Source organism: Aquimarina celericrescens, from assembly GCF_042682765.1.
In the GTDB taxonomy this organism is placed as follows: Bacteria; Bacteroidota; Bacteroidia; order Flavobacteriales; family Flavobacteriaceae; genus Aquimarina; species Aquimarina celericrescens.
The window spans coordinates 506,628-531,355 of the sequence record NZ_JBHUHY010000003.1; the positions used below are offsets into that span (position 1 = coordinate 506,628).

The following is a 24,728-nucleotide window of genomic DNA, read 5'->3' on the forward strand; positions in this document are numbered from 1 at the left end:
GTTGTGAAGTTTGTTACTTTGCGTCTTCAATATAGGATATTGCTTGACCAACTGTTGCAATGTTCTCAGCTTGGTCATCTGGAATCTGAATATCGAATTCTTTTTCGAATTCCATAATCAATTCTACGGTGTCTAGCGAATCCGCACCCAGGTCATTGGTGAAGCTTGCTTCGTTTACAACCTCGTTTTCGTCTACACCTAATTTGTCAACGATTATCGCTTTTACTCTTGATGCAATGTCTGACATAATTTTTAATTTTAATTTTTAATTTAGGAGGCAAAAATAAAAAACTTTATTTTAAAACCCCATAATCCCGCAAAAATGTATTTGTGTTTTTATCAAATATAGGGAAGTATTGGCTTTTTTGCTGCCTAAAATTGAATAATAATTATTTTTTTTGTACTCTCTAATTAACAACCTTTCACACTATGAAGCGTATTGTAATTTTTGCTTCCGGCTCTGGTACCAATGCCGAAAACATCATCAAATACTTCCACGAGCAAAACATTGCCGAGGTAACACATGTGTTCTCTAACAACCTGCATGCCAAAGTTTTAAAACGCGCTCATGATCTCAAAGTAAAGGCATTACACTTTGACGCAGACTCATTTTATAATACAAATGATGTACTTAACATCTTAAAAGATGCTAATCCTGATCTCATTGTACTTGCAGGGTTTTTATGGATTTTCCCCAAAAAGATCATCGATGTATTTCCAAATAAAGTGATCAATATTCACCCGGCACTTTTACCAAAATATGGAGGAAAGGGAATGTATGGGCGTCATGTTCATGAAGCAGTTGTAAGAAATCAAGAAAAAGAAAGCGGAATTACCATTCATTATGTAAATGAACATTACGATGAAGGAGCGATTATTTTTCAGGCCAAAACTGCTATACATAAGGAGGATTCTGCAGAAGATGTGGCAAAAGCAATTCATGAGCTAGAATATAAATACTTTCCAGCCGTTATAGAAAAGGTTTTAGGTTTGAGAGATGATGGATGAGGCAGTAAATGAGGGTGTGGGAGAATAAGCCGTTAGGGTTTACTGATAGCGTTTGAGCAGGCTATTCGTTATATCTTTTTACCTTGTACCCTGAGGTTCTCGAAGGGTACGAAATAAAAGGGATACCGCTGCAAATGCTGTGCATTCACGATTTCTTAAAACAGCTGAAATCAATGAGTAATCCCTAACGCAAAAAAACTTCTAGAAGATAATTTCTATCAACAAACAAGAAACAACAATCAACTATTAAGTAATGGCAAAAAAAGAAAAATTTTATGTAGTCTGGGAAGGGCACAGACCTGGGATTTATACCAAATGGGATGATTGCAAAGCAGCTGTAAAAGGATATCCCATGGCAAAATATAAATCTTTTGATTCTTTTGATGTAGCCAAAAAGGCATATAATGGGGATTATGAAGATTATAAAGGCAAGAGCAAACCCAAAAGAACACTTACTGCGGCGCAGTTGTCAAAGATAGGAGAACCCAACCTGTATTCTATTGCTGTAGATGCAGCATCAAGCGGTAATCCTGGTAGAATGGAATATCGAGGCGTTGATACACAAACAGAAAAACAATTGTTTCACCAAGGGCCTTTTGAGCAAGGTACAAATAATATTGGAGAGTTTTTGGCTCTTGTACACGGGTTGGCATATCTTAAAAAGAAAAATAGTGATCGTATCATTTACTCTGATTCTAAGATTGCTATAGGATGGGTAAAACAAAAAATGTGCAGAACAAAATTAAAGAGAACTTCTAAAAACAAGGAAATGTTCGATTTGGTTGACCGGGCGATACAATGGCTCAAAGAAAACACGTATACTACCAAAATTGTAAAATGGGAGACCAAAGCCTGGGGAGAAATCCCGGCAGATTTCGGGAGAAAATAAACGCTAAGGCACACCAGAGCAATGCTACAGGAATTTGATGAGTGTACTGTATAATAGTATCTTATTATAAAAACGGTTTTAGGCTTAAGTATTTTTTGGAAATATAAGTCAGGATCAAATTAAGTAAGTTCTGTAGAATCATTAAATGTGTATACTTTTTGGATATTCTGAAGGATTCATTATTAAAATTCTAGAGGCTTTAAAATCTTTTTTCGTTTCTAGTGATGATAATATCGCAATTTTCATACAGTGCGCAGAATTACTTGGAACTGGAAACTACTTTTTATTTTGACAATCGGTTTTCATAAGCTGTTATTCCAAAGGTCGCAAGAAAATAGATATAATGTTTTTATCAATTTTACATACAAAAATACCCGGGAGTTACCTCCCGGGTATTTTTATTTATTTTAATCAAGCTAATTTAGCAAGATTTACTTTTTGTTATCCTCCGCATGGTCCTAAATTAGTCCATCCACTAGCTGTTCTTTCATATAATGATCCCTGATAAGTCACTTTATCACCTACAGCATACGATCGACCACTCACATATGCTGCTATACCTGCACATGGGTCATTACTAGGACAAGGACCTAGGTTGTTCCACCCACTAGCTGTTCTTTGATACAATGTTCCTTGATACGTTACTTTATCACCTACGGCATACGATCTTCCACTTACATATTCATCTACACCTGCACATATATCTCCTCCAGTACCAGAAAATGGATATATCGTACCAATAAAAGATTTATCCGTGTCTGACAAACGGGTATTTCTACCTACAGCAACTCTATCTAATGTATGCTCTGCAGGGATAGGATAATGCATAATTGATAATGGATCATACTGGCTATAATTGGAAATATTCGCTTCATAACGTCTAAAAAGATTATTATCGACCTGAGCTCTTGTCCAGTTATTTGGTGGTCCTGCATAATAGGCATAAACAGCTTCGGTATCCCAATTAATTCCTGCAACCGGGTTTTGATGTTCATGAATTAATCCAAGTGCATGTCCAAATTCATGAATTGTTGTTCTTCTAAATTCCTCATCGGTAGTATTATTGTCAAACCAACCAAAATGCATACTATGCGCAAAGCTGTTAGAGTCTGTTCCCAAGTAGGACCAAGAACCGGTTTCATTAGCATATTGCCCTTCTCTAAATGCAATCTTTATGTTGGCACTACTACCAGAAGATACCCATTCGAATTTAAGATTTGCATAGTTTTCCCATTCTACTGCAAACTGTCTAACTTTTGATTGAACAAAATTATTTCCATTCAAAAATTTAACTCTAATAGTTTGACCAGGTTCCCATTGTTTTACTTTAATACTGGCAGCTTTTGCACCATTATGCATGTCCCATTTTGCAATGCATACATGAGGAATACTTTTTGAAGCTGCTAATTGATCTGTTGCTACAACATCGTCAACAGCTTCTTTTTCACAATTTGACAATAAAAACGAAGCCGAAATTGCTACAAATAGCTTCGCTACATTCACTTTTTTCATATTAATTTAAGTTTGAGTTTGTGATTAAACAATGAAGTGTCTTCATGAAGAAGATCTTTCACATATTTCATAAAAATTTCTTAAAAATCTAAAATTATGTCGAATTATTAGGATTTTTAATGTTAAAATTTTAAGAGTTGTTTCATAGTATAAACAAAAAGTGTATTGTTAATCTTAAGAAAAAAGAAGTCAAAGCTTTATTATTTCAGGAGTACATACCTTTTAATGCATAATTTTGGTTGAAACCCTTATAAATTTTTTAGGATAGGATCTGTTCTGGATACTATTTTATCCACGTGGTTATAGCTTTCTAAAAATGGAAAGGTTTTATGCAAAGGAAAACCTATATTTGCAAAAAAAATATACGCTATTTTTATGAGCAAATTATTAATTGTAGGTTCTGTGGCCTTTGATGCTATCGAGACCCCATTTGGAAAAACAGATAAAATCTTAGGCGGGGCAGCACCATATATCGCACTTTCTGCATCTAATTTCAATATCTCCTCAGCTATTGTTTCTGTTGTTGGAGAAGACTTTCCAGAAGACTATTTTAAAACTTTAGAAGAAAAAAATGTCGATACGTCTGCCATCGAGGTGGTCAAAGGGGGGAAAACTTTTTTCTGGAGCGGAAAATATCATAATGATCTCAATTCTAGAGACACTTTAGAAACACATCTTAATGTGCTGGCAGATTTTAATCCTGTTGTTCCTGATCCCTATAAGGATGCTGAGATTGTTGTGTTGGGAAATCTGAATCCATTAGTTCAGCTTGGTGTTTTAGATCAACTTACAAGCAAACCAAAACTTGCGATTCTTGACACTATGAATTTTTGGATGGAAGATGCTTTCATTGATGATCTTCGCAAAGTAATTTCCAAGGTAGATGTTATCACTATAAATGATGAAGAGGCCAGACAGTTAAGTGGAGAATACTCTTTGGTAAAAGCAGCAAGAGTAATAGAAGAAATGGGCCCAAAATATGTGGTGATTAAAAAAGGTGAACATGGGGCATTATTATTTCATGAAGATCAAATTTTCTTTGCACCTGCATTACCTTTAGAAGAAGTTTTTGACCCAACAGGTGCTGGAGACACTTTTGCAGGCGGGTTTGCAGGATATTTGACACAGACCGGAGATATTTCTTTCGAGAGTATGAAAAATGCAATTATTCATGCATCTAACTTAGCTTCGTTTTGTGTAGAAAAGTTTGGGACAGAACGCATGGAGAACTTAGATAGGGAAGAAGTTCAGAAGAGGCTTAAACAATTTAAAGAATTAACACAATTTGAAATAGAATTGTCTTAATTAACTTGACCTTGAAACAAAGTTTTTAGGGATTTTTTAATTATGATATACTCAACACAACAACTTAGAATTTCGGAATACAATGAGTGATGCGTTAAAACACGAATGCGGGATTGCATTTATACGACTATTAAAACCGTTAGAGTATTATAAAGAGAAATATGGTAGTGCATTTTATGGAGTGAATAAAATGTATCTAATGATGGAAAAGCAACATAACCGCGGCCAGGATGGTGCTGGTTTTGCAAGCATTAAGTTAGATACTCCTCCTGGGGAACGATATATAAGCAGGGTGCGTTCTATTGCAGCGCAACCAATTCAGGATATTTTCTCTCAAATAAATGATAGAATAAACAAAGAACTTGTTGACCATCCAGAATATACAGATAACGTTACTCTTCAGAAAAAAAATATACCCTATATAGGAGAAGTTCTTCTAGGACATGTACGTTATGGAACGTTTGGTAAAAATAGTGTTGAGAGTGTTCACCCATTTTTAAGGCAGAACAACTGGATGCATCGTAATCTTATTGTTGCAGGTAATTTTAATATGACAAACAATGATGTGTTGTTTGACAATCTTGTGCGACTAGGACAGCATCCTAAAGATAAAGTAGATACTGTTACCGTAATGGAAAAGATTGGTCATTTCCTTGATTCTGAAGTGGCAAAATTATATAAACAATTAAAAAAAGAAGGATATAACAAGATTGATGCTTCTCCACAAATAGTAGAGCGGTTAAATGTTGCCAAAATTCTTAGAAAATCTTCCAGGGATTGGGATGGTGGATATGCCATGGCGGGAATGTTAGGCCATGGTGATGCATTTGTACTTAGGGACCCTGCAGGAATTAGGCCCACATACTACTATAAAGATGATGAGGTGGTGGTAGTTGCCTCAGAAAGACCAGTCATACAAACCGTATTTAATGTTCCTTTCGCTAAAATAGTAGAATTAGACCCAGGCAAAGCAATTATTGTAAAGAAGAACGGAGATACTTCTGTAAAAAGAATCATCGAACCCCTAGAGCGTAAAGCTTGCTCGTTTGAACGAATATATTTTTCTAGAGGAAGTGATGCAGAAATTTATAAAGAAAGAAAGGATCTAGGGAAGTTAATAATGCCTCAGGTTTTGGAAGAAATCAATCATGATACAGTGAACACAGTTTTCTCCTTTATCCCGAATACTGCAGAGACTTCTTTTTATGGAATGGTAGAGGCCGCACAGGATGAATTAAATAAGCAAAAAAATGAAACCATTCTATCTGAGAAGGAGACACTAACGGATGAACGCTTATCTGAAATTCTTTCTGCTAGATTAAGAACAGAAAAAATTGCTATAAAAGACGCAAAGCTTCGAACTTTTATTACAGAAGATAGCAGCAGAGATGATTTGGTGGCGCATGTTTATGATGTTACTTATGGCGTCGTAAAATCAGACGATAATCTGGTCATTATAGATGATAGCATTGTTAGAGGAACTACACTTAAGAAGAGTATTATCAAAATGATGGATAGATTAAATCCAAAAAAGATTGTTATTGTCTCTTCTGCACCTCAAATTAGGTATCCGGATTGTTATGGAATAGATATGGCAAGATTAGAAGGCTTAATTGCTTTTCAAGCTGCATTAGAGCTTTTGAAAGAAGATGGCAACTACGACCTTGTAGAAAAAGTTTATGAAAAATGCAAGGCTCAAGAAAATCTAGCAGATGCTGAAGTTCAAAATTTTGTAAAAGAGATTTACAGCGGATTTTCTGATCAGGAAATAAGCGATAAAATAGCTGAGCTTTTAAGTGATAAGACCGTAAATGCCGACGTAAAGATTATTTATCAAACTGTAGATAACCTGCACCAGGCTTGTCCTAAGAATCTTGGTGACTGGTATTTTACAGGAGATTATCCAACAATTGGTGGTAATAGAGTGGTAAACAAGGCTTTTATAAATTTCTTTGAAGGTAAAAACGAAAGAGCATACTAAAAATAAAAATATTTTGATGTTAAAAATGGTTAATTTGTGTATTTCAACAATTATTTTGACCTTTTATCTAAAACATTTTTCCACAATGATTTTCCGTCTTATATTAGCAAAGCCATAGCATAAGTAGGTTAAGTTCATGGTAGATTTGGGGCAAAAAAAGGTGGACTTTCCACCTTTTTTTATTTTATGAAATTCCGTAATATTTACATATAAAAAGAGTCGCAATTTTGCGACTCTTTACTTTTTTTTGAAAATCGTTTTTATTTATTTTCCCTGAGCATATCTGCTAGAAACTTCATTCCAATCAATTACATTATAAAATGCAGAAATATAATCAGGACGACGATTCTGGTAATGTAAGTAATATGCATGTTCCCAAACGTCTATACCCAAGATAGGAGTTCCTCCACAACCAACACCTGGCATTAGAGGATTATCTTGATTAGGAGTAGAACATATTTCTACTTTTCCGCCACTATGTACGCATAGCCAAGCCCAACCTGAACCAAAACGAGTACCTGCAGCCTTTGAAAACTCATCTTTAAAAGCGTCAAAAGATTCATAAGAAGAATTGATAGCATCGGCAAGTTCGCCAGAAGGTTTACCCCCTCCATTTGGTGACATAACTTCCCAAAACAAATTGTGATTAAAATATCCACCACCATTATTTCTTACTGCAGTGTTAGACATGTCAAGGTTAATAAGAATGTTTTCTATTGTTTTGCCTTCTAGGCCCGTACCTTCTATAGCATCATTTAATTTTTTGGTGTACCCAGCATGATGTTTATCATGGTGAATTTCCATAGTTCGGGCATCTATATGGGGTTCTAACGCATCAAAAGCGTAGTTTAATTTTGGTAATTCGAATGACATATTTTAATTTATTTGATTAATAAAAAATGAAAATGACACCAAATTTAACAATTAGTGGGATGAATAAAAATTAATAATTGTTATAAATTAATTAAAACCATTGATGGGTAACCAAATAGATATTTATACATTTAATTATTTAAGTAAATGTGATAAAAACACCTTCTTTTAGTATTTTAGTAAAAAAATAGTTGAACTTAAATACTGCTTTTACTGTATATAATGCCGCTGCCGGAGCTGGAAAAACCTACACTTTGGTAAAAGAATATCTTATTACTTTATTAAAAGGAGAATACCAAGATTCATATAAAAATATATTAGCCATTACCTTTACCAATAAGGCTGTGGCCGAGATGAAAATGCGGGTGTTAGAAAACTTAGTTGCGATAAGCCACCATAGTACTCCTTCTGATTATAAGGATATACTCAAAGATCTGGTTGTCGAGACCAAAATCACTGAAGAAAAACTTAAACAAAAAGCGAATAGGGTTTTAAAGAGTATTCTTCATAATTATGCTGCTTTTGATATTGTTACCATTGATACATTTACACACAGAATACTTAGGACGTTCGCTCATGATTTAGGAATACCTATGAATTTTGAGATTGAAATGGATACAGAAAAATTAATTGAAGAGGCTGTAGATAATGTGATAGCAAAAATCGGATTAGACGATACCCTTACCAAACTAATTATAGATTTTGCAATAAGTAAACTGGAAGAAGACAAAAGCTGGGATATTACAGTAGAGCTTAATAAAGTTGCGAGACTTCTTTTTAGCGAAAATGACCGGGAGCACCTTAATAACCTCTCTAATAAAACATATGATGATTTTGAAGGGCTTAAAAAACTTTTGTATAAAAAAATCACCGAAAACAAAAAAACTATTATTTCAAAGGCAGCAAGCGTTCTTGAAATATTAAAAGACAATGGAATTGATTATGCTGACTTTACAAGAGGATCGATCCCTAATCATTTTCAAAAGCTGGCAGAGGGAGAAACCAATATCGATTTTAAAGCTGTTTGGAAACAAGATATAAGAAACGCTTCCTTTTACAGTAACAAATTGGATCAAGATAAAAAAAGTATTATTGATCATCTTAGACCTACGATCGAAGAAGCTTTTTTAGCCACAAAATTAGGGTTGACTCAGAATCATTTTTTTAAAAACTGTATCAAAAACCTTACTCCGCTATCTGTTTTGAATACTATTAATCAAGAATTAATAGCTATTCGAAAGGAAAGGAGAATTTTGTTGATTTCAGAATTCAATTCAATTATAAGCAAAAGTATTCAAGGACAACCTGCTCCGTTCATTTATGAGCGGTTAGGGGAGCGATATCGAGATTATTTTATCGATGAGTTTCAAGATACTTCAGAACTGCAATGGAATAATTTGATTCCTCTTATTGATAACGCCGTGGCTAGTGAAACATTAACAGGAAAAAGAGGGAGGATTACAATTGTTGGAGATGCGAAACAGGCAATCTACAGATGGAGAGGAGGAAAAGCAGAACAATTTATAGAACTATCTTCAGACCAAAATCCTTTTTCGGTGAAAGATAAACGCGTGCTTAATCTGCCAAAAAATTACCGAAGTCATGAAGAGATTGTAAAGTTTAACAATAGTTTTTTTACTTTTTTATCTAAGGATTTTAGTAATGAAAAACATCAGCAACTCTATCTTTTGGGTAATAATCAAGAAGTAAATTCTAAAAAAGATGGCTATGTAGATATATCTTTTATTGATACCAAAAATGCTACCGAAGAACAGGAAGTTTATCCTCTAAAAGTTTATGAAACAATCATCGAACTTCAAGATAAAGGATACAAGCCCAATGATATTTGTATTATTGTAAGAAAACAAAAAGAAGGTGTGGTGATCGCCAATTTTCTTGCCGACAAAGGGCTGTCTATAATCTCTTCAGAAACATTATTGATAAAAAACGCTCCCGAGGTTATATTTATCATTGATTTAATTACATGGTATGTACAACCTGATAATCTTCAGGCAAAAGTTGATGTACTACATTTCCTTTCCAAAGATATTGCTGCTCAAGAAAAACACTCATTTTTGCAAAAAATGATAGGCAAAAATAAGATAGGGTTCTTATCCCAATTAGAAGCCCTAGGTATAGATTTTGATTTTGATCAATTGGCAATAAGACCTCTATATGATGCTGTAGAATATATAATTAGTAGTTTTAATTTGGCACAAATTACTCCTGCATATATTCAGTTTTTTTTAGATGTGGTATTCACTTTTACACAACGCAATACAGAAGGGATGATAGGTTTTCTTTCGTTTTGGGAGGATAAGAAAGACAAGTTGGGCATTGTCGCACCCGATACCAAAGAAGCTATAGAGATTATGACCATTCATAAAGCCAAAGGCTTAGAGTTTCCTTGTGTGATTTATCCCTTCGCCAATATAGATATATATAGAGAAATAGAACCCAAGACTTGGCTTGGTGTTACCAAAGAGGACTATTTTGGATTTAAAGAAGTTTTTGTTGATTACAGTAAAAATATTGCCGATTATAGTGAGGATGCCAATAATGTGGTCTTAGAAAGACAAGCGCAGTTAGAGTTAGATACCTTTAATTTATTATATGTTGTACTAACTAGGGCAAAAGAGCAGTTGTATATAATTTCTAAACTAGAACTCAACAGTAAAGGAGAAAGTAATCCCAATAAATTTTCCGGAAAATTAATAGCATATTTAAAAGATGTTGGAAAATGGAATACTAAAACTAAGCAATATTCATTCGGTAATTTTAAGAAGCCACCAGATATGGCTGTAAAAACAAAACATGAAGCAAAAGCTATTAAACTTTCTAATTTTGGCGATTCTTCTAGAACCTACAAGGTTAATGTTGTTACAAATTCGAGTAAATTATGGGATACAGCTCAAAAAAATGCCATAGAAAAAGGAAATCTAATTCATGATCTTATGTCTTCAATTTATACCAAAGAGGACATAAATAGCGTAATAGAAGAAGCATTTACAAAAGGGGAAATAACTATTTTTGAAAAAGAAATATTAGCTCAGGAGATACTAAATCTCACAAATCACCCAAAATTATCAAAATATTTTTCCAAAGAAAATAAGGTGTATAATGAGCGTGATATTATTTCAAATGGAAACTTGTTTCGTCCAGATAGAATTGTGGTCGATAAAAATGATTGCACAACAATAATTGATTATAAGACTGGTACTTATAATGAATCTCATACAAAACAGATACATAAATATAGTGATATTCTTATCGATATGGGATATGTCATAGAAAACAAAATCCTGATTTATTTTAATGAAAGAATCACTTTAAAATACGTATAAATTAAATACGATTTTTATAATTACTAAAAGAATTTTAAGGATAAAAGGTATTTTTATCTTATAATTGTACCATAATTGTTGAGATGAATACTATTATTTTTCTCTGTAAAGGTTAAAATTTTTGTTTTGTTTGGGTTTAAGATACTGTAAGAAAAAACTTCAAGACCCTTGAAAACAGCTATATTTACTGGCCTATTAAGAAAAATTTATTAGATTTATCTTTGACAGTTATGTTTAACATATTACATTTGCTCTAATTAACACTTAAAAATTAAATTATTGAATATGAAACATCTTAGCAGATTTTTAGTGGCTTCGTTACTAGTACTAGGGGTTAGTACTGCGAATGCACAAGATGAAAACAATCCTTGGGCGGTTTCTATAGGCGTTAATGCCGTTGACATCTTTCCTACGGGTGGTGATCTACCATTTCAAGGAGAAATTTTCGACGAATACTTCAATGCTAGTGACCACTGGAACATCCTTCCTTCTGTTTCCAAAATATCTGTTGGTAGATATATAGGAGATGGTTTTTCTTTTACCGCTTCTGGGTCAGTTAACAAGATAGAAAAACTGGGAGAATTTCCCGATGGTACAGAAGTTACCGCAGACGATTTGTCTTACTATGCTGTTGATGGTAGAATTAGCTACAGCCTTAAAAATGTTTTAAAAACGAGTTGGTTTGACCCTTACTTAGGTGTAGGTGGTGGGTACACTTGGTTGGATGAAATAGGTGCTGGAACTTTAAATGGTTCTTTAGGATTTAACTTCTGGTTAACTGAGAACTTAGCATTCAATGTTCAATCTACTTACAAGCATGTATTCGAGGATTATGAAGTAAATAATTATCCTCCAACACACTTCCAACACTCAGCAGGAATTACTTTCGCTTTTGGAGGTAAAGATACTGATGGTGATGGTGTTTATGACAAAGATGATGAATGTCCAGATGTTCCTGGTTTAGAGGAATTCAATGGATGTCCTGATACTGACGGTGACGGAATCACTGATGCTAAAGACGATTGTCCTGATACTGCAGGTACTGCAGAATTTAACGGATGTCCTGATACTGATGGTGACGGTGTATCTGATCCTAAAGACGAATGTCCAACTGTTGCTGGATTAGCAGAACTTAACGGATGTCCTGATGCAGATGGTGATGGTATCGCCGACGCTAAAGATGGTTGTCCTAACGAAGCTGGTCCTGCCGCTAACAATGGATGTCCTTACCAAGATAAAGATGGTGACGGTGTATTAGATAAAGATGATAACTGTCCTGATGTTGCGGGTACTGTTGCAAACAACGGATGTCCAGAAGTAACAGAAGAAGTACAGAAAACACTTAATGAGTATGCTGCTCAGGTATTATTCGACTCTGGTAAATCAAGTATCAAAGCTGAATCTAACAAAGTACTTAATGATATTATCGCTATCTTAAAAGAATATCCTACTGCTAAGTTTACCGTAGAAGGTCATACTGATAGCGCTGGTAGTAATAAACTTAACCAAAGATTATCTGACTCTAGAGCTAACTCTGTTAAGAACTTCTTGACTGAGAACGGTGTTGATCAGTTCAGATTATCAGCTGTTGGATACGGAGAAGACAGACCTATCGCTACTAATAAGACTAGAGCTGGTAGAGCTAAAAACAGACGTGTAGAGATTAACTTAGTAAAAGAATAAGCGAGAATCTCACAATAATAAATCATAAAACGTCCCGATATTATCGGGACGTTTTTTATTTTTAAAAAATCAAACAACAAAAATCAAAAGGTTTATCGTTCTTTTTTTAAAGGATGAGGATTTAAATTTAAACACTTGAAAACTTTTCTAAAAGAAGTTCTGCTAGAATTACATAGTACAAAAGAAAAGATAAGCGATCTTGTTTTTTTAGTACCTAGTAAAAGAGCGGGGTTATTTCTTAAAAAAGAATTAGTAACGATATATACTAATCAAACGATCTTTGTTCCAGAGATTCTAAGTATCGAAGAGTTTATTACAAAAGTTTCAGGATTACAGCAAATAGATAATATACAAGCATTATTCGAATTTTATGAAATTTATTTAAATATAAATCCTCATCTAGAAAAAGAGGATTTTGAAACCTTTAGCAATTGGGCTCAGACCTTGATTTATGACTTCAACGAGATCGATAGATATTGTATTGATCATAAAAGTTTTTTTACATATCTATCCAATATTCAGGATATAAACCATTGGTATTTACAAAAAGAAAAGACAGAGCTGATACAAAACTACATTAAGTTTTGGGAAAGTTTGTTAGACTATTACAATGATTTTAAGGATAGGTTGTTGTCAAAAAAAATCGGATACCAGGGATTACTTTATAGAAAAGCTTCTGAAGAGATTAAGGAGTATATTAAAACGGAAAAGAGAAAACACATATTGGTTGGGTTTAACGCCTTAAACAATGCAGAGCAAATTATTTTTCAATCGCTTTTAGAGGTGGGCCTTGCAGAAGCATATTGGGATGGGGATCAGTTTTTTATGGATAATAGTTACCATGAGGCAGCCTTGTTCTTGCGTAAGTACAGAGAACAATGGGAATATTACAAGAACAAACCATTTCAATGGATTAGAGATAACTTTTCAAATGAAAAGGATATTAAACTTATAGGAGTTCCAAAAAATGTAGGACAGGCAAAATCTATTGGTAAGATCCTTTCTAAAATTCCAGAATCTGAAATAGAAAATACAGCATTAGTATTAGCCGATGAAGGTTTATTACAACCCCTGCTTAACTCACTACCTAATACGATTACTTCAATTAACATCACTATGGGACTACCTCTTAAGGAAGCTCCGATATCGGGTTTTTTCGAAATGTTATTTGATCTTCAAAAAAGTCCAAATACAAGAGGCTTATATTTTAAATCGATAATTGAAATTTTAAGCAGTCATCCAGCATATAGGTTATTAGGAGCAACATCCAAAAGTTTAATTTCAACTATATCAAAGGAAAATACGGTTTATATCACTTTAAAAAAATTACAGGGTCAGGTAGTCGAAGACAAAAAAGAAGCACTTGCATTGTTATTTGATCCATGGAAAGATGTAACTACCGCGTTAAGTAATTGTAGAAAAATTGTTCAACTTCTCAAAGAGAACATCGACAAACAAGGTAATGCATTAGAATTAGAATATGTCTATCATTTTCATCTAGTGTTTAATAAATTGACTACAATACATAGTGGTTATCCTTATATTACTACAATAGGGGCATTGTATAGGCTATATAAAGATATTTTGATGACAGAATCCTTAGATTTCTCTGGAGAGCCTTTTCAGGGATTACAATTTATGGGAATGTTGGAGTCAAGATGCCTTGATTTTGAAACTGTCATTATTAGTTCAGTGAATGAGGGAGTTCTACCAGCCGGGAAAAGCGCAAATTCTTTTATTCCATATGATTTAAAGAGAGCCTATAATCTTCCCACTTATAAAGAAAAAGACGCTATATATACCTATCATTTTTATCGTTTAATCCAACGCGCCAAAAATGTTTACTTGGTTTATAATACCGAAGATGAAGGAGTAGGTGGTGGAGAAAAAAGTCGTTTCTTGGTTCAGTTGGATATCGATAAAAGACCAAATCATAAAGTTACAGAATATACAGTTTCTTCAGAAGTGCCTAAATTGGTAAACCAACCTTTGCAAGTTGAAAAAAATTTAGCGGTCTTACAAAAACTGAAAGAACTTGCTGAACATGGCTTATCACCGTCTGCCCTAACCTCATATATCAGAAATCCTTTAGATTTCTACTATAAATACGTCCTTGGAATCAAAGAAACACAAGAGGTAGAAGAAACAATTGCTGCAAATACATTAGGAACAGTAATTCACAACGCACTAGAAACATTTTATAAGCCTTTAGAAAATACTTTTCTTACATTAGAAAATCTTGTAGAGATGAAAAGTAATATTGAAGTAGAGCTTAAGAATCAATTTAGAAAAGAGTACTCAGAACTTGATATCACAACCGGCAAAAATCTTTTAATTTTTGAAGTAGCTAAGCGATATGTGTATAACTTTCTTACTTCAGAAGAGAAACTATTAAAAAATGGAGTTCAGCTAAAGATTCTATCTATTGAGAGCAACCTGAAAACACAGATAAAAATTCCCGAACTTGAATTTCCAATTTACATTAAAGGAAAAGTAGATCGAATTGATGAACTAAATGGAGAGCTTCGAGTAATAGATTATAAGACGGGAAGAGTTACCCACAGTGATATTGCTTTGATGGATTGGGACAATATTATCGAAGATTATAAATATAGTAAGGCTGTGCAGATTTTGGCGTATGCTTATATGCAGTATAATAAAAATCCAAATTCTGAAGCCTTTCAAGCAGGTATAATTTCATTTAAAAATCTTCAGGCAGGATTTATCAAGTTTGGAACCAAAGAAAGTATAAGAAACAAACCAAATTACCAAATTACCGCTGCTGTATTTGAAGAATACCTAGTACAATTAAAAAAATTGATACTCGAAATTTTTGACAATAATGTTCCGTTTACCGAAAAAGAAGTGTAATAATGATCACCAGCACAAAAAATATAATCCTTCAAGGAAAGCATCAAAAGCCAATTTTGGCAGATGTTTTTTATTTCAAAAACAATAAAAAAAAATCCGTTATTGTTTTCTGTCATGGCTACAAGGGATTTAAAGATTGGGGAGCATGGGATTTGGTGGCAGAAACTTTTGCAAATGCTGGATTTTTCTTTGTGAAGTTTAATTTTTCACATAATGGAGGTACGGTTAGACAACCTATAGATTTTCCCGATCTAGAGGCTTTTGGGAATAATACATATATCAAAGAATTAGATGATCTTGAAACAATAATAGATTGGGTATCGGCTACCGATTTTGATTATAAAAATGAAGTAGATATCACCCAAATAGTCCTAATTGGTCATTCTCGTGGAGGTGGGATTGTAACCATCAAAGCTGCAGAAGATTCAAGAATCACCAAAGTCATTACCTGGGCAGGTGTTTCAGACTATAAAAATCGCTTCCCAAAAGGAGAGGCTTTTGACCTTTGGAGTAAAAATGGTGTATATTATATTGAAAATGGAAGAACAAAACAACAGATGCCTCATTATTTTGAGTTTTACACTTCTTTTATCGAAAATGAAGAACGGCTTACAATTTTAAGGGCGGTAAAACAGATAAAAATCCCTCATCTTATTATCCATGGTAAACAAGACCCAACGGTAAATGTAAAAGAGGGAGAAAATATTCATTCCTGGAATCCGAAAAGCGAGCTCTTTCTGGTAGATGGAGCAGATCACGTTTTTGGTGCAAAACACCCATGGGAGCCAGATGATATGCCAAAACATCTTAAAGCGATCACCTTAAAATCAATAGAATTTGCAATACTTTAACAAGAAACAATAGATAAAAAGATAATTTTTATTCATTTTTTTTGTTTATTTGTTATTATGAAGTCTAACCGCCATATTATAGCATCCATACTTCTTGTAATGTTCAGCTTTATACAGTTAGCTGACCTTCATGTTTTTGATCATGATAGTGATGATGTAGATTGTAAAATATGTTTGCTGGCTTCAGAGAATCAAAATGACGGATATATTGGTGTAGAGATTTTAAAAGCTCCCTGTGTTATTGCAATTCCAACAGATGTTGTTCGTACTACTTATGAGCAACGATATTTTGATTCTTCAAACAACTACTCATTTTTGAACAAGGCACCACCCTCTGCCTAGTATTTAAGAATTCATTATTAATAGACCTTTTAACTGGCATATCTTTATAAGATATTTATCTACAGTTGACTTTTATTTTTTTTCAAATGAAAAGATTCACTTTTATTTCAGTGTTTCTTTTAGGTGTTACCCTTTCCTTCGCACAGGAATGCGATAAAACTCTTACCGGTCAGGTAATTGATTTTCACGATGGGAAACCCCTGAAAGGTGCAACAATAACATTTAATAATACTACAATTGTGACCAATAGTGATGGTACATATATAATAAACGGTTTATGTGCAGTTTCTTATGCCTTTACTGTATCACACCAGGATTGCAATTCCCAAGTGTTTACCATCGATATTTCCAAAGTAAAGACAAAGGACTTCTATCTTGAACATCATCTTAACGAGTTACAGGAGGTAAAAGTTACAGGGAAAGATAAAAGTAAAACTTCTTCATCTCAAGAAGAAACAATTAATGAGAATATTATCGAAAAATATAGCAGCGCAACGCTTGGTGACGCACTTAAAGAGATAACGGGAGTTTCTTCATTAAATACAGGATCAACAATCGTAAAACCTATAATCCAGGGGTTAAGCGGTAGCAGGGTTCTGATGATGAACAATGGGGTTAGGATGCAGGATATGGAATGGGGTGATGAGCACGCGCCAAATATAGATATTAATACCGCAGGAAGTATTACCGTGGTAAAAGGAGCGGCTGCACTGCAATATGGAGGAGATGCCCTTGGTGGAGTTATTATTGCAGAGCCCCGTCGTGTCCCGGCTAAGGATACTTTATTTGGAAAAACGATACTTACGGGAGCAACAAACGGTCGTGGCGGTACAATGTCTTCAGAGATTATAAAAGGATACAAGAATGGATTGTATTTAAAAGCTCAAGGGATGCTGAAAAGATTTGGAGATTTTGAAGCTCCTGATTACATACTTTCTAACACAGGGGTTTTTGAAAAAGGCGCGTCGATTGCATTTGGGATCAATAAATTCGAGTATGGCTGGGATGCCTTTTATTCTTTTTATAATACCGAAATTGGTATACTTGCGTCTTCTAATATTGGAAATGTAGATGATCTTAGAGAGTCTATCAATGATGGCCAACCAGATATTATAAGAGACTTTACTTACGAAATTTCAAATCCGAGACAAGAAGTAACCCATCATTTAGGAAAACTAAAGTACTATCGAAGGTTTGAAGAATTAGGTAAATGGACCATTCAATATGATTTCCAAAGTAATCAGCGATTTGAGTTTGATGTACGAAGAACCGAAGAACGAAGCAATAGGCCTAGTATAGATTTACAACTTACTACACATACGTTGACTTCAGATTTTTACTTTGATGCTGCCTCTGATTACAATATCAGAACAGGTGTTTTATTAAGATATCAAAATAACTTTGCAGATGCCCTAGAAACAGGGGTTAGGCGTTTAATCCCAGATTATGATAAATATGACGCCGGTGTTTTTCTTACTGGAGAGTTTGACATCAACGAATCTTTAATTTTTGATATTGGAATTAGATACGATTTCAATAGAATTGACGCAAAAAAATTCTATCTAGAAAGTAGATGGAACGAGCGAGGATATGAAACCGATTTTGCAAACATAGTGATTGATAGAAATGTGATAGGTTCTCAATTCTTAACTAATCCTGCTTTTGACTATCATAACATCTCTGCAACCACCGGCATACAATATACTTTTAAAGAGAAATACGAATTTCGTTTAAATTATTCACTATCACAACGGGCTCCAAACCCTTCAGAATTGTTTAGTGATGGTTTACACCACTCTGCTGCCAGGATTGAACTTGGGGATATAAGAATAGGCCAGGAAACTTCACATAAATTTTCAGCATCCTTACAATGGGGCAATGATCGATGGAACTGGGAAATCTCTCCTTATATTAATTTTATTAACGATTACATTTTAATAGAACCTGTTGGAATTCAACTTTCTGGACGTGGCCCATTTCCAGTTTGGGAATATCGCCAAACTAATGCCCAGCTTTTAGGGATAGATACAAAAGCACAGGTAACTTGGTTTAAAAACTGGCAAACCGATCATCGTTTTTCTTTAGTAAAAGGAAGAGAAACAAATAATGATGTAGCTTTAATCAATATGCCGGCGCCCAATGTTTCCAACAAGATAACTTTTGTAAAAGAAGATTGGTTTAATTTTCAAGCGTCTCTAGAGAGTCAATACACCTTTAGACAAAACGAATTCCCGCCAAATATTGAGGTTTTTTCTATTGATGCCGGAGAGGAACTGCCGTTAGAGATAAATACGCCTCCGGATGCATATCACTTGCTAAATGTGGATACCAGTTTAGAATTTAAGGTGAGTAAGAAAAGCATAATAAAAACAGGTTTCGCCATTAACAATGTATTAAACACAAACTATAGAAATTATCTCAATCGCCTGCGTTTCTTTGCCGATGATTTGGGGCGTAATTTTCTAATACGATTAACTATTAACTATTAAATTTTAAAAAATGATGAACACACGTAAATTCATTTCAATGCTATCAATTGCAGGACTATTTGTAGCTTCTTGCTCAGACGACGATGATGCACCGGCAGCTGTAAGTGATGAAGAGGTAATCACTACGATGACTGTTTCTTTGACAGCAGCTGGAACTGATACTGTTACCCTCAGTTTTTTTGACGAAGACGGAGCTGATGGCCCTACACCACCTATACCCACAATTAGCGGTCCTTTATCTGCTAGTACAACTTATACCGGGGCTATTACAATTTTAAACGCAACCGAGAATCCGCCAGAATTGGTAAACGAAGAGATAGAAGGAGAAGCAGACGAACACCAGTTTTTCTACATTACAGATGATCTGGGTATAACAACAACGTATACAGATCAAGAATGTGATTATACCGATGATCCTTGCGAAGGAAGCTTTACTAATCCCGTAGGTTTAACCTTTGAATTAACCACTACCGCTACTACGGGTGATGCACAGCTACGATTTGTACTTAGACATCAACTTAACAAAGAAGCTCAAGGAGTAGCTGATGGGGTTATTACTAACGCAGGTGGTAGCCCCGATATAGATTATGTATTTAATATATCCGTAGAATAAATTTTGAAACTTTCCCGGGCCAACACGGGAGAGTTTTATTTTATAAATATTGCAAGTTTAATTCATACAATTTTTCTTTTGCTAATTACAAATAGAACTTTTAACCAATAATTTATAAATATTTACTCTTATGACTTTATTAAAAAAATTTTTTTATATGATGGCGATCGCAAACATATTCTTGTGGTCTTGCCAAGAACCTGAAGTTTCTGAAGAGCCTTTAGAAACACTACCAGAAGTAGAGATTAATACTCTTGATCATACTTCCAAGGAAGAATTGAAACAAGAATTTGCACAAGGCCTTGCCTCTGCCTTAGGAGAAAGCGAATCTTTGAGATCATTGTTAAAACAGGAAGCATTAAAAATGTTCGACAATGATTATGACGTACTGTACCAACTTGTTAAACATAGTCAGCTTTCTGAAGGGATGACTTTTAGAAGTTTAATTGAAAGTTATTTAGGTAATGAAAAACTATCTGAAATTGAACGGGAATTACCAACATTAACCATTTTTATTCCAGATTTACCAGAAGACTCATTCTCTGCTAATGTTTGGGATACGAGTACTCAAATACCAGACGTTGCATATAACGTAAAAGCAACTAATGATGTGCCAATTGTAAAAAGTAATGGCGAAAATTTTATTTTACCAACTCATGAAATACCACTATTTCCGGTTGTTGTTGTAAAAGAAAGTGAACGTGTTATTTTGGACGGAAAACCCGGTACCAAAGGCTTTTCTACTAAAAATAGCGAGAAAAACATTTTAAAAAGTGTCGATGGGATTAGTTTTCGATTTTTAGATGATTCGTTTAATAGAAGTCTAAACGCGAAAAATGATTATTTTGAAGAAAAAAATCTTCAAAAATCTTCATTAGATCCAAAGCATGTTGCAGCATATGATTTTTTTGAAACTCAGGCTGGATGGCAAAGAGACCATCTTTATTATGATTTGACTCCAACTAGTTCGAGAGGTCCATTTTCTTTTGACTTTCAAGAACATATTACGTCCTTTCGTTTAAAAGGTGGTGGTGGTTGGTCCAATGGTGTAAATGCATATAATAAAATTGCTGATCAAACTGGAGACCCAAGAATAGGTATACAATATGTACAAGGATATCCGCAAACTTACGGGAGTTGGACCGATGGAGTCTTTGAATTTAAAGTGACAGCACTCATAAATGCCAAAAATGGTGTAGGATCAGAGTTTGTAACATATTTTCCTGCATCCGCTCGAGATTTATTTAGAATAAGAAGATCAACACCTGAAGGGGAGGATTACAATACACTACGATTACGTCATCTCAGAACAAAAAGATTTTATCCAAACCTTCCATTAATCAAGTGGGATTTGGATCAATATGCTTCTACAATAAAAATTGAAATAGAAGAAGTTGATAGGACGGAGACTATAACCACTACCGATACTAGGACCGTTAAATTTGCAACTAACTTTGGCATTGATATTGGTTTGGGCAAAAAAGTTAAAATAGGACTCGAATTTGGAGCTTCTTTAGAAGAGACCAGAACCTCAACAATAACAAAAACATATACTCTAGAGAATGATAGACTTGGCGCAGTAATCGTAGATTTTGCAGATGATTGTGTAAAGAAGAGTACTTCTGGTGTCTATGCTGTGTCAAGAAGATATAACACCGGATGGTTTGAAATTGATGTTGTTCCCTTAAGAGTGCAATAATTAATATTGGACTAAAGATAAAGTTGAAACTTCATTTTAGATATTTAAGTTGAGTTTGTATCATTTAGTTTGTTTCAATGTATCCCCCGGAATACCTTTCCGGGGGTATTAAGAATACTATTTCTTGAATTACAGAGAAGCATGACTCAGTAATTGGTACAAAATTTGATGAGTTTACAATAAGATAATATGTCCTTTTTAGAAATTGAATATAAACTACTGAGGATATGTTAACAACGGCATATTAAAAGCAATGATAATAGTAGTGAAATTTGATTTTCAGTGAATTAATTGCAATGATTTTATGAGGATATTAAGACATCGTTAAATGTTAATTATCATACAAATTTGCTTATAATATTTAAAGGATACCTTTTATATTCGCAGCATAAAATCTGATCATACAAATAATAAATTGAAACTATCATAATTAGTATAAGTTGAGTTTGTGTTACATACAATTAAGTTTCAATTCAGACCCCCGGAAGTAGTTAGCCGGGGGTTATTTTTATAAACGAATAAAGTCCCTTTAGAAATTGGGACTTTATATATTTTGGTTTAGGAACACTTCTAATACCAGTTCTTATATGAAGTTACTGATTTACGAATTGAACTATTTTGATTTTAGGCAAGGCAAAAAATTTATGGATAGCCATAGCTATCGATCAATTTTATAACGAAGCATCAAGTCAAAAGAGACAATTTTATACGGTAATTTCATGTGAGAAATGGTATAACCTATAGAATAAAAAACCTCTTTTGTAACAACGCTATACAAAGAGGTTTTTCAAACAAAATGTATTTAGGGGTACTAAATTTTACGACTAATAAATTTTACACATCATATATATTCTCGAATCATAAAGTATGTCAGAAACAAACAGTAGGAAATGATAAAAATTCCTCCTAGTAACATTTTATCTTTCAACATTCTTTTAACTGTATACATTAACCTGTGTTTTATTGCTTGTATTAATAAAACAACTAAGGATCAAAAACTCCTCTTTTATTACTTACTTTTTTGAAACACTAGAAATAAACAATTCAAAATTTGATGCCAGTTGCGGATCTACCTCAAAAGACTACGTATGAAATAACTTTTTTTTAAGGGGAGGTTCAACCAACGTATTTCAAGTTGAATCACCCATTTTTGAACAGTCATAACACTTTTTATTGTTTATAATTATTTGATTTTCAGATGATTAAATATTTATAATGAACAGTAAGAAGTTTTAAGTATTTTTTAAGAAAATCTAGATAGATATCTTTGAATCAAGTCAACAGAGCAAATTATTTTACTGATTTGATACTCCACTCTAGGGATTAGAATCCCACATCAATTTATAATATCATTAAGATACAACCGGCTAAAGGGTAAGAAACAACGCAACTAGCATTAAAGAGTATTTGTTTCAAATGAGAATGATTGTATAAACATTTTGTAGGCTTCGATAAAAAATTATTTTTTATTCTTAAAAACCAGAAAAATGAAAAAACTAAAATTATTAGCGCTATGTACTTTGATTGCAGGATTTGTTTCATCCTGTCAGAAAGACGAGGTTACAGGCGAAACAGTACAAGAAGAAGTAGCTTCAAAACCAACCAAAGCACAACTCACCAAGTTGTCTAATATGGGGGTCAATACAGCTGATGTTAAGATTGAAAAAATTCCGATGATCGATGGTTCTTTTGAGGAGCATCTGGTTTCAGGAGATATTGCTCTTCCTATTTCAGATTTAGAAAAATTCGCAGATTTAGAAGCTTTAGAAAACGGGAATAAACAATTTCGTACAAATAACATTGTGGCACCTCAGTACCGAAATATCAGAATTTTGGGATATACAGGAGGCAGTTTTGCACTAACACCAAAAATGCAAACGGCACTGTCATGGGCAGTTTTTAATTACAATGTACTACCAAATACCCTTAATTTTACACTTACGTATGGAACCAATACAGCAGCGGCAGATATTGTGGTGTACATGGTAAATGGAACAGCCGGTGGACAAGCGGGATTTCCTTACAACAATGGTAGGCCTTACAAATGGGTGAGAATTAACTCGGGTACCGATGCCTTTTCAACCAATGTAAATGAACATGTAATTGGTCATGAGATTGGGCATTGTATTGGGTTTAGACACCAGGATTGGTATAACCGCCAAAGTTGTGGTCAAAATGTTAACGAAGGAGATGCTGGTGTAGGAGCTATCTGGATTTTCGGCACTCCTATTTTATCAACAGAAGATTCAATCATGTTAGCTTGCTTTGGAGCTAACGAAGATGGTGAATTAACTGCTTCAGATAAGAATGCATTAAACATTCTCTATTAAAAATAATTTTGAAAAAGAAAATAATCCTCAGAGCTTTCTCTGGGGATTTATTCTTAGAAAATTGCTAGACATTACCCTACAATATAGCGAACGAACCTCAGAAACAAAATAACAAATTATTCTTAAAACTTATATAAAATGAAAAAGCTTAAACTTATAATTTTGTGCCTTTTGGCAATGGTTTTTATTTCTTCATGTAACAAAGAAGAAATCAGTAAAGAAATTACGCAACAGCAAGAGATTGAACCTACCCAGGCTCAGCTTGATAAATTATCTGGCTTAAAAATAGATACAGGCAATGTTATTATTCAAGAAATTAAAATGTTAGATGGCAGTAAGGAAAGTTATTTTATCGCCAATGATCTCTTGATAAGTGTGTCTGATTTGGCAAAGTATCCAGAACCACAATCAGAGGCTTCTACTGAAAAGCAATATAGGCATCCATCTATTGTTGCACCACCATATAGAAATATTAATATTCTTGGATATACAGGTGGTGGGGGTTTTGCATTAACCGCAAAAATGCAAACGGCTTTATCATGGGCAGTTGCAAATTATAATGTTTTACCCAATACCCTTAATTTTAATCTTACTTTTGGCACTAATACTGGAGCGGCAGATATGATCGTATATAGAGTTAATACGCCAAGTGCAGGAGGATCGGCTATGATTCCTAATGCTGCGGGTCAACCAGGGAGATTTATAAGAATTAATGCAGGAACCGATGCTTTTAGCACAAATGTAAACGAGCATGTAATTGGTCATGAAATAGGTCATGCTGTTGGGTTGGCTCACCCAGGTACGGGCATATGGATACCAGGCACCCCCATTTCTCCATCTGAACCTTCTATTATGCAGCCTTCTTTTCCAGCGAGTGCAGATGGAGAGTTAACACCATCGGATAAAGTAGCATTAAATATATTGTACTAGTAAAATTA

At 34.1% G+C, this 24,728-nt stretch carries 17 protein-coding genes; 14 read left to right on the plus strand and 3 right to left on the minus strand.

Annotated features, from left to right (window positions below):
- Window positions 1–13: 13 nt before the first annotated feature.
- Window positions 14–247: an acyl carrier protein gene (locus ACFSJT_RS06050; protein WP_024768509.1), complete on the minus strand. Its 234-nt coding sequence runs from the start codon at window positions 245–247 to the stop codon at window positions 14–16.
- A gap of 182 nt (window positions 248–429) precedes the next feature.
- Between ACFSJT_RS06050 and purN the strand changes: the two genes are divergently transcribed.
- Both purN and ACFSJT_RS06060 read left to right on the plus strand, forming a co-directional pair.
- Entirely contained in the window at window positions 430–1,008 is a 579-nt protein-coding gene (purN, locus tag ACFSJT_RS06055; protein WP_378319323.1) for a phosphoribosylglycinamide formyltransferase, read from the plus strand.
- Window positions 1,009–1,261: 253 nt separating this feature from the next.
- Window positions 1,262–1,897, plus strand: a complete 636-nt coding sequence (locus ACFSJT_RS06060; protein WP_378319324.1) for a ribonuclease H1 domain-containing protein — start codon at window positions 1,262–1,264, stop codon at window positions 1,895–1,897.
- A gap of 441 nt (window positions 1,898–2,338) precedes the next feature.
- Here ACFSJT_RS06060 and ACFSJT_RS06065 read toward each other — a convergent pair whose 3' ends face one another.
- On the minus strand, window positions 2,339–3,409 hold the full coding sequence (locus tag ACFSJT_RS06065) for a carbohydrate-binding protein (RefSeq protein ID WP_378319325.1): 1,071 nt from the start codon (window positions 3,407–3,409) through the stop codon (window positions 2,339–2,341).
- 375 nt (window positions 3,410–3,784) lie between these two features.
- Here ACFSJT_RS06065 and ACFSJT_RS06070 point away from each other — a divergent pair, with 375 nt between their 5' ends.
- The gene (locus ACFSJT_RS06070; RefSeq protein WP_378319326.1) at window positions 3,785–4,714 is read left to right on the plus strand and encodes a PfkB family carbohydrate kinase; all 930 of its coding nucleotides are present in this window, start codon (window positions 3,785–3,787) and stop codon (window positions 4,712–4,714) included.
- Between the two features lie 82 nt (window positions 4,715–4,796).
- Window positions 4,797–6,695, plus strand: a complete 1,899-nt coding sequence (locus ACFSJT_RS06075; protein ID WP_378319327.1) for an amidophosphoribosyltransferase — start codon at window positions 4,797–4,799, stop codon at window positions 6,693–6,695.
- Between the two features lie 264 nt (window positions 6,696–6,959).
- Here ACFSJT_RS06075 and ACFSJT_RS06080 read toward each other — a convergent pair whose 3' ends face one another.
- A complete protein-coding gene (locus tag ACFSJT_RS06080; protein ID WP_378319328.1) occupies window positions 6,960–7,568 on the minus strand; it encodes a superoxide dismutase in 609 nt (202 codons plus the stop codon).
- Window positions 7,569–7,759: 191 nt separating this feature from the next.
- Between ACFSJT_RS06080 and ACFSJT_RS06085 the strand changes: the two genes are divergently transcribed.
- From ACFSJT_RS06085 to ACFSJT_RS06130, 10 genes are all read left to right on the plus strand, one after another.
- Complete coding sequence (locus ACFSJT_RS06085; protein WP_378319329.1) at window positions 7,760–10,912, plus strand: UvrD-helicase domain-containing protein; 3,153 nt, start codon at window positions 7,760–7,762, stop codon at window positions 10,910–10,912.
- Window positions 10,913–11,197: 285 nt separating this feature from the next.
- Window positions 11,198–12,595, plus strand: a complete 1,398-nt coding sequence (locus ACFSJT_RS06090) for an OmpA family protein (protein ID WP_378319330.1) — start codon at window positions 11,198–11,200, stop codon at window positions 12,593–12,595.
- 135 nt (window positions 12,596–12,730) lie between these two features.
- Complete coding sequence (locus tag ACFSJT_RS06095; RefSeq protein ID WP_378319331.1) at window positions 12,731–15,466, plus strand: PD-(D/E)XK nuclease family protein; 2,736 nt, start codon at window positions 12,731–12,733, stop codon at window positions 15,464–15,466.
- Window positions 15,467–15,468: 2 nt separating this feature from the next.
- Window positions 15,469–16,317, plus strand: a complete 849-nt coding sequence (locus tag ACFSJT_RS06100; protein ID WP_378319332.1) for an alpha/beta hydrolase family protein — start codon at window positions 15,469–15,471, stop codon at window positions 16,315–16,317.
- Between the two features lie 57 nt (window positions 16,318–16,374).
- Window positions 16,375–16,659: a hypothetical protein gene (locus tag ACFSJT_RS06105; RefSeq protein WP_378319333.1), complete on the plus strand. Its 285-nt coding sequence runs from the start codon at window positions 16,375–16,377 to the stop codon at window positions 16,657–16,659.
- Between the two features lie 86 nt (window positions 16,660–16,745).
- Window positions 16,746–19,148, plus strand: coding sequence for a TonB-dependent receptor (locus ACFSJT_RS06110; RefSeq protein ID WP_378319334.1), 2,403 nt, complete (start codon window positions 16,746–16,748; stop codon window positions 19,146–19,148).
- A 13-nt stretch (window positions 19,149–19,161) separates the two neighbouring features.
- Entirely contained in the window at window positions 19,162–19,761 is a 600-nt protein-coding gene (locus ACFSJT_RS06115; RefSeq protein WP_378319335.1) for a type 1 periplasmic binding fold superfamily protein, read from the plus strand.
- Window positions 19,762–19,918: 157 nt separating this feature from the next.
- Window positions 19,919–21,460 (plus strand): hypothetical protein, encoded by a 1,542-nt coding sequence (locus tag ACFSJT_RS06120; protein WP_378319336.1) that lies wholly within the window; start codon window positions 19,919–19,921, stop codon window positions 21,458–21,460.
- Between the two features lie 1,487 nt (window positions 21,461–22,947).
- Window positions 22,948–23,790, plus strand: a complete 843-nt coding sequence (locus ACFSJT_RS06125; RefSeq protein WP_378319337.1) for a M57 family metalloprotease — start codon at window positions 22,948–22,950, stop codon at window positions 23,788–23,790.
- 138 nt (window positions 23,791–23,928) lie between these two features.
- The gene (locus ACFSJT_RS06130; RefSeq protein ID WP_378319338.1) at window positions 23,929–24,720 is read left to right on the plus strand and encodes a M57 family metalloprotease; all 792 of its coding nucleotides are present in this window, start codon (window positions 23,929–23,931) and stop codon (window positions 24,718–24,720) included.
- Window positions 24,721–24,728: the final 8 nt, after the last annotated feature.